The 15,318-nt window shown below is 70.9% G+C and carries 12 protein-coding genes; 8 read left to right on the top strand and 4 right to left on the bottom strand.

What is annotated here, in order from left to right:
• Positions 1–58: 58 nt before the first annotated feature.
• The 4 genes from secD to ACZ597_RS21465 all read left to right on the top strand — a co-directional run bounded on the left by secD (position 59) and on the right by ACZ597_RS21465 (position 6,230).
• Entirely contained in the window at positions 59–1,864 is a 1,806-nt protein-coding gene (gene secD / locus ACZ597_RS21480) for a protein translocase subunit SecD (protein ID WP_471332409.1), read from the top strand.
• A gap of 3 nt (positions 1,865–1,867) precedes the next feature.
• The gene (gene secF / locus ACZ597_RS21475) at positions 1,868–2,923 is read left to right on the top strand and encodes a protein translocase subunit SecF (protein ID WP_470844992.1); all 1,056 of its coding nucleotides are present in this window, start codon (positions 1,868–1,870) and stop codon (positions 2,921–2,923) included.
• On the top strand, positions 2,920–3,477 hold the full coding sequence (locus ACZ597_RS21470; RefSeq protein WP_471332406.1) for an adenine phosphoribosyltransferase: 558 nt from the start codon (positions 2,920–2,922) through the stop codon (positions 3,475–3,477). Before secF ends, ACZ597_RS21470 begins: the two co-directional genes overlap by 4 nt.
• A 329-nt stretch (positions 3,478–3,806) precedes the next feature.
• Positions 3,807–6,230: a RelA/SpoT family protein gene (locus tag ACZ597_RS21465; RefSeq protein WP_471332403.1), complete on the top strand. Its 2,424-nt coding sequence runs from the start codon at positions 3,807–3,809 to the stop codon at positions 6,228–6,230.
• An 85-nt stretch (positions 6,231–6,315) separates the two neighbouring features.
• Here the strand turns inward: ACZ597_RS21465 and ACZ597_RS21460 are convergent, their stop codons facing one another.
• From ACZ597_RS21460 to ACZ597_RS21450, 3 genes are all read right to left on the bottom strand, one after another.
• Positions 6,316–7,566 (bottom strand): glycosyltransferase family 39 protein, encoded by a 1,251-nt coding sequence (locus ACZ597_RS21460; protein ID WP_471332400.1) that lies wholly within the window; start codon positions 7,564–7,566, stop codon positions 6,316–6,318.
• A 198-nt stretch (positions 7,567–7,764) separates the two neighbouring features.
• Positions 7,765–8,994: a DUF349 domain-containing protein gene (locus ACZ597_RS21455; protein ID WP_471332397.1), complete on the bottom strand. Its 1,230-nt coding sequence runs from the start codon at positions 8,992–8,994 to the stop codon at positions 7,765–7,767.
• Between the two features lie 189 nt (positions 8,995–9,183).
• The gene (locus ACZ597_RS21450) at positions 9,184–9,966 is read right to left on the bottom strand and encodes a peptidylprolyl isomerase (RefSeq protein ID WP_471332394.1); all 783 of its coding nucleotides are present in this window, start codon (positions 9,964–9,966) and stop codon (positions 9,184–9,186) included.
• 152 nt (positions 9,967–10,118) lie between these two features.
• Here ACZ597_RS21450 and ACZ597_RS21445 point away from each other — a divergent pair, with 152 nt between their 5' ends.
• The 4 genes from ACZ597_RS21445 (at position 10,119) to ACZ597_RS21430 (ending at position 14,291) form a co-directional block, all read left to right on the top strand.
• On the top strand, positions 10,119–10,829 hold the full coding sequence (locus tag ACZ597_RS21445) for an MBL fold metallo-hydrolase (protein WP_470968702.1): 711 nt from the start codon (positions 10,119–10,121) through the stop codon (positions 10,827–10,829).
• Between the two features lie 10 nt (positions 10,830–10,839).
• Positions 10,840–12,099: a histidine--tRNA ligase gene (gene hisS, locus ACZ597_RS21440; protein WP_471332390.1), complete on the top strand. Its 1,260-nt coding sequence runs from the start codon at positions 10,840–10,842 to the stop codon at positions 12,097–12,099.
• A gap of 187 nt (positions 12,100–12,286) precedes the next feature.
• Positions 12,287–12,901, top strand: a complete 615-nt coding sequence (locus tag ACZ597_RS21435) for a vitamin K epoxide reductase family protein (protein ID WP_471332389.1) — start codon at positions 12,287–12,289, stop codon at positions 12,899–12,901.
• A 40-nt stretch (positions 12,902–12,941) separates the two neighbouring features.
• Positions 12,942–14,291: a replication-associated recombination protein A gene (locus tag ACZ597_RS21430; RefSeq protein ID WP_471332387.1), complete on the top strand. Its 1,350-nt coding sequence runs from the start codon at positions 12,942–12,944 to the stop codon at positions 14,289–14,291.
• Positions 14,292–14,368: 77 nt separating this feature from the next.
• Here ACZ597_RS21430 and ACZ597_RS21425 read toward each other — a convergent pair whose 3' ends face one another.
• Positions 14,369–15,271 carry a DUF2470 domain-containing protein gene (locus ACZ597_RS21425; RefSeq protein WP_471332384.1) on the bottom strand — a complete coding sequence of 301 codons (903 nt, stop codon included), beginning with the start codon at positions 15,269–15,271 and terminating at the stop codon, positions 14,369–14,371.
• Positions 15,272–15,318: the final 47 nt, after the last annotated feature.

The following is a 15,318-nucleotide window of genomic DNA, read 5'->3' as shown; positions in this document are numbered from 1 at the left end:
TCGTGGCCGTCCGCGCGCTGACCCGGCGCGGGACGGTTGGACAGGGAGAAACGACAAGGTGGCAGCACCGAAGAAGGGCCGGCGGCCCACGGGGGCTCAGGGGAGGCCGGGGCGCGCCCTGGCCTTCATCCTGATCGCGATGGTGGCGCTCACCGCGGGGATGTTCCTCACGAAGCAGACGACGCCCCGTCTGGGCATCGACCTCGCCGGCGGTACGAGCATCACGCTCAAGGCCAAGAGCGAGCCCGGCAAGCCGGACGCCGTCAACGAGACCAACATGAACACGGCGGTCGGCATCATCGAGCGCCGCGTCAACGGTCTCGGCGTTTCGGAGGCCGAGGTCCAGACGCAGGGCCGCGACCACATCATCGTGAACATCCCCAAGGGGGTGAACGAGCAGCAGGCCCGCCAGCAGGTCGGTACCACCGCCCAGCTGTACTTCCGCCCCGTGCTGGCCTTCGCCGACGGCGCCCCCGTCGCTCCGGAGCCGAAGCCGAGCACGTCCCCGGGTACGTCCCCGAGCCCCTCCGCGAGCGGTTCCGGTGCCCCGAAGGCCGACGGCTCCAAGCCTTCCGCGTCGGCCACCCCGTCGTCCAGCGCCACTTCCCAGGGCCGTGTGCTCAGCGAGGCCCTCAAGGCCCCGGGCACCCCCACTCCCTCGCCCTCGGCGAGCGAGTCGAAGAAGGCAGATGACGGCAAGGCCACGCCCTCCGCCCCGGCCCCCGCTCCGACCCCGGCGGCCGACCCGGCCGTTGCGGACCTGCAGGCGAAGTTCGCCGCGCTGGACTGCACCAAGGAGGACCAGCGCGCCGCGGCCGGCAAGGGCGTGAAGCCCACCGACCCGATGATCGCCTGTGGCCAGCGCGGCAACGCCTGGGGCAAGTGGGTCCTCGGTCCGGCCCAGGTCGACGGCCAGGACGTGAAGGACGCCCAGGGCGTCATCGACCAGCAGCGCGGTCAGTGGATCGTCACCATGCAGTTCACCGACAAGGGCGCCGACAAGTTCGCCAAGATCACCGGCGAGCTTGCCACCAAGCAGTCCCCCCAGAACCAGTTCGCGATCGTGCTCGACGGCGAGGTCATCTCCGACCCGTCCGTCAGCCAGGCGCTGACCGGCGGCAACGCCGAGATCTCCGGCGGTTTCACCCAGCAGTCCGCGCAGGACCTGGGCAACATGCTCTCGTACGGCGCCCTGCCGCTGTCCTTCCAGGAGGACAGCGTCACCACCGTCACCGCCGCGCTCGGCGGCGAGCAGCTGAAGGCCGGCCTCATCGCCGGCGCCATCGGCCTCGTGCTCGTGGTGATCTACCTGCTGGTGTACTACCGCGGCCTGGCCTTCATCGCCATCATCAGCCTCCTGGTGTCCGCGATCCTCACCTACACGATCATGGCGCTGCTGGGCAAGGGCATCGGCTTCGCCCTGAACCTGCCCGCCGTCTGCGGCGCCATCGTCGCGATCGGCATCACGGCCGACTCGTTCATCGTGTACTTCGAGCGCATCCGCGACGAGATCCGCGAGGGCCGCACCCTGCGTCCGGCCGTCGAGCGCGCCTGGCCGCGTGCCCGCCGCACCATCCTGGTCTCCGACTTCGTGTCGTTCCTCGCCGCCGCGGTGCTCTTCATCGTCACCGTCGGCAAGGTCCAGGGCTTCGCCTTCACGCTGGGTCTGACCACCCTCCTCGACGTGGTCGTGGTGTTCCTCTTCACCAAGCCGGTCATGACCCTGCTGGCCCGTACGAAGTTCTTCTCCAGCGGACACCCGTGGTCCGGGCTGGACCCGAAGCGGCTGGGCGCCAAGCCGCCGCTGCGCCGGTCCCGCCGCAGCGCGCCCGTTCCCGCCCCCGTCGACGCAAAGGAGGCGTGAGAGATGTCGAAGCTGGGAGATCTCGGCGCCAAGCTGTACCGCGGTGAGGTCGGCTACGACTTCGTCGGCAAGCGCTTTCTCTGGTACGGCGTTTCCATCCTGATCACCATCACGGCGATCGTGGCCCTGGCCGTACAGGGCCTCAACATGGGCATCGAGTTCAAGGGCGGCGCCGTCTTCACCACCCCGAAGACGGCCGTCTCCGTCGCCCATGCGACCGAGAGCGCGGAGAAGGCCTCGGGGCACGACGCGATCGTCCAGGAGCTCGGCACCGGCGGCCTGCGCATCCAGATCTCCGGTCTGGACACCGACTCCGCCGCCTCCGTGAAGAAGCAGCTCGGCACCGACCTCAAGGTCGACGCGAACCAGATCAACGCGGACCTGGTCGGCCCGAGCTGGGGCGAGCAGATCGCGAACAAGGCCTGGACCGGCCTCGGCGTGTTCATGGTGCTCGTGGTGATCTACCTCGCCATCGCCTTCGAATGGCGGATGGCCGTCGCCGCGCTGATCGCGCTGATCCACGACCTCACCATCACCGTCGGCGTGTACGCGCTGGTCGGCTTCGAGGTCACCCCCGGCACCGTGATCGGTCTGCTCACCATCCTCGGTTACTCCCTCTACGACACCGTCGTCGTCTTCGACGGTCTGAAGGAGGGGTCGAAGGACATCACGAAGCAGACCCGCTACACCTTCAGCGAGATCGCCAACCGCAGCATCAACGGCACGCTGGTCCGCTCGATCAACACCACCGTCGTCGCGCTGCTCCCGGTCGCGGGCCTGCTGTTCATCGGCGGCGGCTTCCTGGGCGCGGGCATGCTCAACGACATCTCGCTGTCGCTGTTCGTCGGCCTCGCGGCCGGTGCGTACTCCTCGATCTTCATCGCGACCCCGCTGGTCGTGGACCTGAAGGAGCGCGAGCCGGCGATGAAGGCGCTGACCAAGCGGGTGCTCGCCAAGCGCGCCGCCGCGGCCGCCAAGGGCGAGGACCCCGAGGGCGCCGACGCTGACGACGCCCCGCAGGTCGTCGCGCAGGGCGGCCAGGGGAGGCGGCGCCGGTGACCGCGCCCTCCTCCACTCCCGAGCTCCGCGAGCTGCTGCTCGGCCGGATCAAGGACGTCCCGGACTACCCGAAGCCCGGCGTGATGTTCAAGGACATCACCCCGCTGCTCGCCGACCCGAAGGCCTTCGCGGCGCTGACGGAGGCGCTGGTGGAGCTGGCCGTCCGGTACGGCGCCACGAAGATCGTCGGGCTGGAGGCGCGCGGGTTCATCCTCGCCGCCCCGGTCGCCGTCCAGGCGGGCATCGGCTTCGTCCCCGTACGCAAGGCAGGCAAGCTGCCGGGCGCCACGCTCGCGCAGTCGTACGAGCTGGAGTACGGCACCGCCGAGATCGAGGTCCATGCGGAGGACCTGTCGGCCGGTGACAAGGTCATGGTCATCGACGACGTCCTCGCGACCGGCGGGACCGCCGAGGCATCGCTGGAGCTGATCCGGCGGGCCGGTGCCGAGGTCGCCGGGGTGGCGGTCCTGATGGAGCTGTCCTTCCTCCCGGGTCGGGAGAAGCTGGCCCCCGCGCTGGCGGGTGCCCCGCTGGACGCGCTGATCGTGGTCTGACCTCTGCTCTGCCGAAGCGGCGGGCCCCGGGACATCCCGGGGCCCGCCGCTTTCGTTCCGGGTGCGGCGCCGCCGCCGGGGGCTCCGCACCGGACCCCGCGCCTCGAACCGCCCCGGCTACCGCTGGGAGGTGCCCCCCGGCGGGGCCGGATTCCGTACGGCTGGGCTGGAAGTGCAGCGGGGCCGGAGCGGGCCTCGGGCCGCGTCCCGGGGGGCGACCACGGAGAACGGGGCGGCGCAACCCTCGCTACCATGGGTTATCCGGACCTGACCGGGGCTCCGGATCCTCCCCCGGACTCCGTCCCGAGGGGACCCCCAGAGGAGCGCTCTTGCCAGACGAGGTCCAGCCACTCTCCGCCGCGCAGCCCGACCCGAAGGCCGACCCGGCCGCGGCGGCCGCAGCCACGCCCCCGCCGGCCCCGCCGGTCAAGCCCGTTCCGGCCAGGCCGGGCGGGTCCTCCAACCGGGTGCGCGCCCGACTGGCGCGCCTCGGCGTGCAGCGTTCCAACCCGTACAACCCGGTACTGGAACCCCTGCTCCGCATAGTCCGCAGCAACGACCCGAAGATCGAGACGGCGACGCTGCGCCAGATCGAGCAGGCCTACCAGGTCGCCGAACGGTGGCACCGCGGCCAGAAGCGCAAGAGCGGCGACCCGTACATCACCCACCCGCTCGCGGTGACCACCATCCTCGCCGAGCTGGGCATGGACCCCGCCACCCTGATGGCCGGGCTGCTGCACGACACCGTCGAGGACACCGAGTACGGCCTGGAGCAGCTCCGCCGCGACTTCGGCGACGCGGTCGCCCTCCTCGTGGACGGCGTCACCAAGCTCGACCGGGTCAAGTTCGGCGAGGCGGCGCAGGCCGAGACCGTCCGCAAGATGGTCGTCGCCATGGCCAAGGACCCGCGCGTCCTGGTCATCAAGCTCGCGGACCGCCTGCACAACATGCGCACCATGCGCTACCTCAAGCGGGAGAAGCAGGAGAAGAAGGCCCGCGAGACCCTCGAGATCTACGCGCCGCTGGCCCACCGCCTCGGCATGAACACGATCAAGTGGGAGCTGGAGGACCTCGCCTTCGCGATCCTCTACCCCAAGATGTACGACGAGATCGTGCGGCTCGTGGCGGAGCGCGCGCCCAAGCGCGACGAGTACCTCGCCGTCGTCACGGACGAGGTGATGGTCGACCTGCGCGCGGCCCGGATCAAGGCCACCGTCACCGGCAGACCCAAGCACTACTACAGCGTCTACCAGAAGATGATCGTCCGCGGCCGTGACTTCGCGGAGATCTACGACCTGGTGGGCATCCGCGTCCTCGTGGACACCGTCCGGGACTGCTACGCGGCCCTCGGCACGGTGCACGCGCGCTGGAACCCGGTCCCCGGCCGGTTCAAGGACTACATCGCGATGCCCAAGTTCAACATGTACCAGTCGCTCCACACGACGGTCATCGGGCCCAGCGGCAAGCCGGTCGAGCTCCAGATCCGCACCTTCGACATGCACCGCCGCGCCGAGTACGGCATCGCCGCGCACTGGAAGTACAAGCAGCAGACCGTCGCCGGCGCCTCCAAGGTGCGCACCGACGTCCCGCAGGCCGCGAAGGGCAGCGCCGGCCAGGACACGGTCAACGACATGGCCTGGCTGCGCCAGCTGCTCGACTGGCAGAAGGAGACCGAGGACCCGGGCGAGTTCCTCGACTCGCTGCGCTTCGACCTCTCCCGCAACGAGGTCTTCGTCTTCACCCCCAAGGGCGACGTCATCGCCCTGCCCGCGGGAGCGACCTCCGTGGACTTCGCGTACGCGGTCCACACCGAGGTCGGACACCGCACCATAGGGGCGCGGGTCAACGGGCGGCTCGTACCGCTCGAATCGACCCTGGACAACGGCGACCTGGTCGAGGTGTTCACCTCCAAGGCCGAGGGCGCGGGCCCGTCCCGCGACTGGCTCGGCTTCGTCAAGTCCCCGCGGGCCCGCAACAAGATCCGCGCCTGGTTCTCCAAGGAGCGCCGCGACGAGGCCATCGAGCACGGCAAGGACGCCATCGCGCGGGCCATGCGCAAGCAGAACCTGCCGATCCAGCGCATCCTGACGGGCGACTCCCTCGTCACCCTGGCGCACGAGATGCGCTACCCGGACATCTCCTCCCTGTACGCGGCGATCGGCGAGGGCCACGTGGCCGCGCAGGGCGTCGTGCAGAAGCTGGTGCAGGCCCTCGGCGGCGAGGAGGCCGCCAACGAGGACATCGAGGAGAGCGTCCCGCCGTCGCGCGCCCGCACCAAGCGGCGCGGCAACGCCGACCCGGGTGTGGTCGTCAAGGGCGTCGACGACGTGTGGGTCAAGCTGGCCCGCTGCTGCACCCCGGTGCCGGGCGACCCGATCATCGGCTTCGTCACCCGCGGCAGTGGCGTATCGGTTCACCGCGCCGACTGCGTCAACGTCGACTCCCTCTCCCAGCAGCCCGAGCGGATGCTGGAGGTGGAGTGGGCGCCGACCCAGTCCTCCGTCTTCCTGGTCGCCATCCAGGTCGAGGCGCTGGACCGGTCCCGGCTGCTGTCGGACGTCACCCGGGTCCTGTCGGACCAGCACGTGAACATCCTCTCCGCGGCCGTCCAGACCTCCCGCGACCGGGTGGCCACCTCCCGGTTCACCTTCGAGATGGGCGACCCCAAGCACCTGGGCCACGTCCTGAAGGCCGTACGGGGCGTCGAGGGCGTCTACGACGTCTACCGCGTCACCTCGGCCCGCCGCCCGTAGGTACCGGCACCGGCACCGGACACGACGGTGGGCGCCACCCCCGAGGGGTGGCGCCCACCGTCGTACCAGGCGGCCGGCGGCCGGATCAGGGGCAGCCCCACCAGACGAAATTGAGGTTGCCGCCGAAGAGCGCGGAGACGGCGGTGGCCGAACCGAGGATCCACACCACGGTGCTCCTGCGGGCCCGGGCGAGGGCCAGCGCGAAGGGGAACAGCAGCGGGAACGCCGGCATGATGAAGCGCATCTTCGAGAAGTAGAAGCCCGCGCCGCCCAGCGCCATCAGCATGATCATGGCGGCGAAGATCCACACGACCATCGGTGGCCGGCGCCTGCGCGTCATCAGGACGAACAGCACCACGGCCGTCACCACCGTCAGGGAGACCACCACGTGGTTGAGGGTGGTGTGCACCTCGGTGAAGGTCTTCTTCAGCTCGACGAGGGTGTCGAAACCGCCGTCGTAGACCGAACCCCACCGGCGCTGGAGCTCGAAGTAGCCGTCCCAGCGCCCGAAGTGCCAGCCGACGTAGCCCACGTACCCGAACCAGCCCAGCGGGGCGATCAGCGAGGCCGCCACGATCCGGCCCACGGCCGGACGCTGCGAACGCCGCTTCCGGCGCCACTGCACGTACTCCCAGACGCCCGCCAGCACCACGGCCGCGACGATCGCCGAACCGGAGGGACGGGTGGCCCCGGCGAAGAAGGCCAGCACGCCGGCCGTCAGCCAGGACTTCGTCATCACCGCGTACATAGCCCACACCGAAAGGGCGAGGAACAGCGGCTCGGTGTACGCCATCGACTGGACCAGCGCCGCCGGCACGATCGCGAACAGGGCACAGGTGAAGAGCGCGACCCGGCGTCCGTAGATCTTGTCAGTGACGGCGAAGATGCCCCACGCGGCGATCACCGAGGCGAACAGCGCCAGCCCCATCGCCACCCAGTTCATGGGCAGGTGCGTGGCGTACGAGATCCACCGCACCAGCGTCGGGTAGACCGGGAAGAACGCCATCTGGCAGCTCGGCCCCGCGAACGCGCAGGGCGACGGGGTCGCCAGCGGGGTCGTCAGGCCGTTCTCGGCGATGTGCAGGTAGTAGACGGCGTCCCAGCGCCCGCCCAGGATCTCCAGCGGCCGCACGTCCTTGCGCTCGGCCCAGACCGCCATCACGGCGAGGCCGGTGGCACGCAGCGCGATGTGGACGAGCAGCGCCTTCCGGGCACGCTTCAGATGGGCGAGTACGCGCCGTCCGACGCCCCGGTGCCCCGATTCCTTCTTGCTGGTGACCGGCCGGGCAACGACAAGCGGGTCTGGGACATCAGCGCGTATCTGGGTATGCGTCACATTCGATCCTGGTCGTTGCCCGGCAGAAGGCCGCCGAGGCGGCCTTGTACAACGGTACACAGGTGGCGCGTGTTGCCAGCGCGCACCCTGTGCCGGAGCCGTGTAACGAATGGGACGCACATGCACGACGGGCACCACCGGACGGAACCGGCGGTGCCCATCGGCTTCGGCCCTCCGGAACGGAAGGCCGCGGCGGCGTCAGCCGCCGAACTCCTCCAGGCCCTTCAGCGCCTGGTCCAGCAGGGCCTGCCGGCCCTCCAGCTCGCGGGCCAGCTTGTCGGCCTTCGCGTTGTTGCCGGCCGCGCGCGCCGCGTCGACCTGCTCACGCAGCTTGTCGACGGCCGCCTGCAGCTGCCCCGTCAGACCGGCCGCACGGGCCCGCGCCTCCGGGTTCGTACGGCGCCACTCGCCCTCCTCGGCCTCCTGGATGGCCCGCTCCACGGCGTGCATCCGGCCCTCGACCTTGGGACGGGCGTCGCGCGGCACGTGGCCGATGCCCTCCCAGCGCTCGTTGATCGAGCGGAACGCCGCCCGGGCCGCCTTCAGGTCCGTCACCGGGACGAGCTTCTCCGCCTCGACGGCCAGCTCCTCCTTCAGCTTCAGGTTCTCGACCTGCTCGGCGTCGCGCTCCGCGAAGACCTCGCTGCGCGCCGCGAAGAACACGTCCTGAGCACCGCGGAAACGGTTCCACAGGTCGTCCTCGGCCTCGCGCTGCGCCCGGCCCGCCGCCTTCCAGCTGTCCATCAGCTCGCGGTAGCGGGCGGCCGTCGGACCCCAGTCCGTCGACTTCGACAGCGACTCGGCCTCCGCTACCAGCTTCTCCTTGGCCTTGCGGGCGTCCTCGCGCTGCGCGTCCAGCGCGGCGAAGTGGGCCTTGCGGCGCTTGGAGAAGGCGGAGCGGGCGTGCGAGAAGCGGTGCCACAGCTCGTCGTCCGACTTGCGGTCGAGCCGCGGCAGGCCCTTCCAGATGTCCACCAGCGCGCGCAGCCGCTCACCGGCACTGCGCCACTGGTCGCTCTGCGCCAGCTGCTCCGCCTCGGTGACCAGTGCGTCCTTGGCCGTACGGGCCTCGTCCGCCTGCTTGGCCTTCTGGACCTTGCGCTCCTCGCGCCGCGAGTCCACCGTCGCCACCAGCTTGTCGAGCCGGACGCGCAGCGCCGCCAGGTCGCCCACGGCGTGGTGCTCGTCCACCTGGGTACGCAGGTGCTCGATGGCCGTCTGGGCGTCCTTGGCGGACAGATCGGTGGTCCGAACCCGCCGTTCGAGGAGGCCGATCTCGACCACCAAGCCCTCGTACTTGCGTTCGAAGTAGGCCAGGGCCTCCTCGGGGGTGCCCGCCTGCCACGAGCCGACGACCTGCTCGCCCTCGGAAGTACGCACGTACACGGTGCCGGTCTCGTCGACTCGGCCCCACGGGTCGCTGCTCACAGCGCCTCCTCCACCTGATGCCCGCCGGGGGTGGACCCCCGGGCATCGTCCACAGTTTCCTGGGGCGGGCAGCGCCCGCCCTGCACAACGCCAACATAGGCGACCGCCGGGCCGGCTGTCCGCATCCCGCACGACGGAATATCGACGTACGGGCGGCGGGCGGGCCGGGCCCGGGGCCGCGGTGCCCCGTCAGTTCTTGGTGACGGCGCCCTTCTCGATGGTGACCGGGGTCTTGGGGGCCCCGTCCTGGGCCCCGTCGGCGGTCCCGGCCTTGGCCACCTCCTCCAGCACCTTCAGACCGGCCGCGTCGATCTTTCCGAAGGGGGTGTAGGACGGGGCGAGCGGGCTGTCCTTGTAGACGAGGAAGAACTGGCTGCCGCCGGTGCCGGGGCGGCCGGTATTGGCCATCGCGACCGTGCCGGCCGGGTAGACCACCTGCCCCTGCTCGTTCGGCTTGCCCAGGGAGTCCAGGTTCTCGTCCGGGACGTTGTAGCCGGGGCCGCCCATGCCGGTGCCCTCCGGGTCGCCGCACTGGAGGACGAAGATCCCGCCCGTCACCAGGCGGTGGCACTTGGTCTTGTCGAAGAAGCCCTTGTCGGCGAGCGACTTGAACGAGTTGACCGTCTGCGGGGTCTTCGCGGCGTCCATCTCGAACTTCACGTCGCCCGCGCTGGTCTTCAGGTCGAAGGTGTACTTCGCCTTGTCGTCGATCGCCATCGCGGGGGAGGGGGACTTCTTCGGCGTCGGCGCCGACGGGGACGCCGAGGGGTCGGCCGCCGAGTCCTCCGTGTCCTTCCCGTCGAAGACGCCGCCCACGACGAGGCCGACCAGCGTGGCGATCACCACGGCCGAGGCCGCGCCGATGACCGCCAGGCGCTGCCGCGACTTGCGCCGGGCCTCCGCTCGGCGCTTCTGCTGGCGCTCGTACTTCTCCCTGGCGAGCTGTCGCCGACGCTGATCGCTCGTGACCACCGGGTCGTCTCCTTGTGCGTCTCTGGTACCGCTGTCCGGGCTGGGTTAGGCCGTACCGTATATGGGTTCGCTGTGTAATGAGGGGCGCCGGTAGGCTCTGAGCAGCAGATTCCGATCCGCTGCCTCCCGCCGGACGACGATTGAGGACGAACGTGCTGATTGCCGGATTCCCCGCCGGGGCCTGGGGCACCAACTGCTACCTGGTCGCCCCCGCCGCCGGTGAGGAGTGCGTCATCATCGACCCGGGCCACCAGGCCGCCCAGGGCGTCGAGGAGACGTTGAAGAAGCACCGTCTCAAGCCCGTCGCCGTCGTCCTCACCCATGGCCACATCGATCATGTCGCCTCGGTCGTCCCGGTGTGCGGAGCACACGACGTACCGGCCTGGATCCACCCCGAGGACCGCTACATGATGAGCGACCCGGAGAAGGCGCTCGGCCGCTCCATCGGCATGCCGCTCATGGGGGAGCTGACCGTGGGCGAGCCGGACGACGTCCGCGAGCTCACCGACGGCGCCGCCCTGAAGCTGGCCGGGATGGAGTTCTCGGTGGCGCACGCGCCCGGGCATACCAAGGGGTCGGTGACCTTCCGGATGCCCGAGCAGGCCGACGTACCGCCGGTCTTCTTCTCGGGCGACCTGCTGTTCGCCGGCTCCATCGGACGCACCGACCTGCCCGGCGGCTCCCACGCCGAGATGCTCCAGTCGCTGGCCCGCGTGTGCCTGCCGCTGGAGGACTCGACGGTGGTGCTGTCCGGCCACGGTCCCCAGACCACCATCGGCCGTGAGCGCGCGACCAACCCGTACCTTCGGGAAGTCGCCGCAGGCCTGGGGGACGGCACCGCCGCCCCACGACGAGGAATGTGACGAGAGTTTCGTGGCTACTTTTCAGGCCCCCAAGGGCACGTACGACCTGATCCCGCCGGTTTCCGTGAAGTACCTGGCGGTGCGCGAGGCCATCTCCGCGCCGCTGCGCAACTCCGGCTACGGCTACATCGAGACCCCCGGCTTCGAGGACGTCGGCCTCTTCGCCCGCGGCGTCGGCGAGTCCACCGACATCGTCTCCAAGGAGATGTACGCCTTCGAGACCAAGGGCGGCGACCAGCTCGCCCTGCGCCCCGAGGGCACCGCCTCCGTCCTGCGCGCCGCGCTGGAGGCCAGCCTGCACAAGAAGGGCAACCTGCCGGTCAAGCTCTGGTACTCGGGCTCGTACTACCGCTACGAGAAGCCGCAGAAGGGCCGCTACCGCCACTTCTCGCAGGTCGGGGCCGAGGCGATCGGTGCCGAGGACCCGGCGCTGGACGCCGAGCTGATCATCCTGGCCGACCAGGCGTACCGCTCGCTGGGCCTGCGCAACTTCCGCATCCTGCTGAACTCGCTCGGCGACAAGGAGTGCCGCCCGGTGTACCGGGAGGCGCTCCAGAGCTTCCTGCGCGGCCTCGACCTCGACGAGGAGACCGTCCGCCGGGCCGAGATCAACCCGCTGCGCGTCCTCGACGACAAGCGGCCCGACGTGCAGAAGCAGCTGGTGGGCGCGCCCGTGCTGCGCGACTACCTGTGCGACGCGTGCAAGGCGTACCACGAGGAGGTCCGGGCCCTGGTCACGGCCGCCGGGGTCGCCTTCGAGGACGACGAGAAGCTCGTGCGCGGCCTCGACTACTACACCCGCACCACCTTCGAGTTCGTCCACGACGGCCTGGGCTCGCAGTCCGCGGTCGGCGGCGGCGGCCGCTACGACGGGCTGTCCGAGATGATCGGCGGCCCGGCGCTGCCGTCGGTCGGCTGGGCGCTCGGCGTGGACCGCACCGTCCTCGCCCTGGAGGCGGAGGGAGTGGAGCTGGACATCCCGGCCTCGACGGCGGTGTTCGCGGTCGCCCTGGGCGAGGCCAAGCCGGCCGTCTTCGGTCTGGTGACCGAGCTGCGCAAGGCGGGGGTCGCGGCCGACATGTCCTACGGTGGAAAGGGCCTCAAGGGCGCCATGAAGGACGCCAACCGCAGCGGTGCCCGCTTCGCGATCGTCGCGGGCGACCGCGACCTCGCCGAGGGCGTCGTCCAGCTCAAGGACATGGAGTCCGGCGAGCAGACGGCCGTGGCCGTCGCCGACGTGGTCGCCGAGGTGCGGGCCCGTCTGGCCTGACGCCGAGCCTTCCGCCGGGGGCGGGGCGGGGGAGTCCTCCCCGCCCCGCCCCCGGTGCTTTCCGGGGGTCCCGCACGGGGTGTCTTTCGCGCCGTCCTTATCTCCCGCGAACGGATGGCGCACAGCGCCGTACGGCACAATGGCCCCTGCTTGATGACCTTGCGGAAGCGGAGCGGGCGGGATCGGGATGACGACAACAGGCGCAGGCGCGGACACCGCTCCGCGGACCTTCGGCGGGAGCCGGGCGCTGGCCCTGCTGCTGGTCATCACCGGAGCGGCGGGCCTGCTGGCCGCCTGGGTGATCACCATCGACAAGTTCAAGCTGCTGGAGGACCCGAACTTCGTCCCCGGCTGCTCCCTGAACCCGGTCGTCTCCTGCGGCAACATCATGAAGAGCGAGCAGGCGGCCGTCTTCGGCTTCCCCAACCCGATGCTCGGCCTCGTCGCCTACGGCATCGTGGTCTGCGTCGGCATGAGCATGCTGGCCGGAGCCCGGTTCGGCCGCTGGTACTGGCTGACCCTGAACGCCGGCACCCTCTTCGGCGTCGGATTCTGCACCTGGCTGATGTACCAGTCGCTGTACACCATCAACTCGCTCTGCCTGTGGTGCTGCCTCGCCTGGGTCGCCACCATCCTGATGTTCTGGTACGTCACCTCGCACAACGTGCGCCAGGGCCTGCTGCCCGCCCCCGGCTGGCTGCGCGGCTTCCTGGACGAGTTCACCTGGGTGCTGCCCGTACTGCACGTCGGGATCATCGGCATGCTGATCCTGACCCGCTGGTGGGACTTCTGGACCTCCTGAGGCCCGGCGGGCTGTCGGTGGCCTCGCATAGGCTTCCGGTGTGGAACCAGATCTCTTCACCGCCGCAGCCGAGGACCGCCAGGAGAAGGACCCCGCGAGCTCACCGCTCGCCGTCCGCATGCGCCCGCGCAACCTGGACGAGGTCGTCGGCCAGCAGCACCTGCTGAAGCCGGGCTCGCCGCTGCGCCGGCTGGTGGGGGAGGGCGCCGGGGGACCGGCCGGGGCCTCCTCGGTGATCCTCTGGGGCCCGCCCGGCATCGGCAAGACCACCCTCGCGTACGTGGTCAGCCAGGCCACCCGGAAGCGGTTCGTCGAGCTGTCCGCGATCACCGCGGGCGTCAAGGAGGTCCGGGCCGTCATCGAGGGCGCCAAGCGCGCCGCCGGCGGCTACGGCAAGGAGACCGTCCTCTTCCTCGACGAGATCCACCGCTTCAGCAAGGCGCAGCAGGACTCGCTGCTGCCCGCCGTGGAGAACCGCTGGGTCACCCTGATCGCGGCGACCACGGAGAACCCGTACTTCTCGATCATCTCCCCGCTCCTGTCGCGCTCGCTGCTCCTGACGCTGGAACCGCTGACCGACGACGACCTGAGCGCACTGCTGCGGCGCGCGCTGACCGAGGAGCGGGGCCTGGGCGGGGCGGTGTCGCTGCCCGCCGACGCGGAGGCGCACCTGCTGCGCATCGCCGGCGGCGACGCCCGCCGGGCGCTGACCGCGCTGGAGGCGGGGGCCGGCTCGGCCATCGCCAAGGGCGAGGAGGAGATCACCCTCCAGACCCTGGAGGAGGCGGTCGACCGGGCCGCGGTCCGCTACGACAAGGACGGCGACCAGCACTACGACGTGGCCAGCGCCCTGATCAAGTCGATCCGGGGTTCGGACGTGGACGCCGCGCTGCACTACCTGGCCCGGATGATCGAGGCCGGCGAGGACCCCCGGTTCATCGCGCGGCGCCTGATGATCTCCGCGAGCGAGGACATCGGCCTGGCGGACCCGACGGCCCTGCCGCTGGCGGTGGCGGCCGCGCAGGCGGTGGCGATGATCGGCTTCCCGGAGGCCGCGCTGACGCTGTCGCACGCGACCATCGCGCTGGCGCTGGCCCCGAAGTCGAACACCGCCACGACGGCGATCGGCGCCGCGCTGGCCGACGTACGGGCCGGGCTGGCCGGGGCCGTGCCGGCGCACCTGAGGGACGGGCACTACAAGGGGGCGGCGAAGCTGGGGCACGCGGTGGGGTACGTCTACCCGCACGACGTGCCGGGCGCCATCGCCGCGCAGCAGTACGCACCGGACGAGATCCACGGGAAGCGGTACTACGAGCCGACGCGGTACGGGGCGGAGGCGCGGTACGCGGACGTGGTGGACAAGGTCCGCGAGCGGCTCCGGGGCGCCTGAGCCCTGGCCGGGCGGGGTTGCGCGTGCCCGCGGCCTGCTTCCCCGTGCTCCGCCCCGGACCCCGCGCCCGTGAGGGCTCAGTGCGCGGCGGCGGCGAACAGGGCGCGCATGGCCCGGCGCAGGCCGCAGACGTCCGCCACCGGCTCGGGGAAGTCGAAGCGGGCGTCGAAGCAGGGCCGCCCGGGGCCGTCGGTGAAGCGGACGCGCAGCCCGAGCCGGTCCAGGGCCAGCGGGACGGCGGTCATCCCGGCCGTCCCGCGGGAGCCCAGCAGCCCGCACAGGTCGGCGACGCGGTCGGCGTGGGCGGAGGCGAGGTGCTGGAGCAGCTCCGTCTCGTGGGCGGTGAGCGGGTCGGGCTCGGCGGCCGCCAGTTCGTCCGGGTCCACCGGCCCCGCGCCCCACAGGTCCTCCAGCGCGATCTCGCCGACCTCCAGGCGCAGCATCATCCAGGCGGGGCGGCCGGTGTGCGGCGGGTCCTGCGACTCGGCCAGGCCCAGCAGCTCGCCCACCGGGTGCCGCTCCGCGAGCAGCGCCGCGCAGAGGGCGCGGTCGTCCCCGCGGACCGGGGTCAGCCACCCTGCGAGGCGGGCGCGGGCTCGGATACGATGGGGCACGGACACCGGCGCCACATCCGTGATCTCGATCACGGCGGTGAGGTCGTCGTCCTGGGCGTGAGCGGCAGCCCTGGCAGCCGCGGATTCCCCTGGTACCAGGAGGATCACGTCCCCGTCCGGGGTGACGGTCCGCGCGGCCGGCACCCCTGTCCACCACTCGGCCTGGTCAGAAGCATCCGGCAGCGTGAGGGATACTGAGGCGTTGGACTCTACGAGGGTTCGTACGCGTTCGGCTCCGGTGAGCTGCCGAACGCCTTCCCTGGGACGCGGCTGACCTTGCTTATCGTCATCGAAAGCGGATTCCGTTTCGTTGGAATCCGAACTTCGGTGCGCACTGGGCAGGGGGATCCCATGTGGTCGAGACATTACGTCCTCCTCGATAAGGTAAGCCTCACCTAACTTACATGGAGGTA

The sequence above is a fragment of the Streptomyces sp. NPDC040718 genome (assembly GCF_055593565.1).
This window is presented reverse-complemented; position numbering and strand designations above follow the sequence as displayed.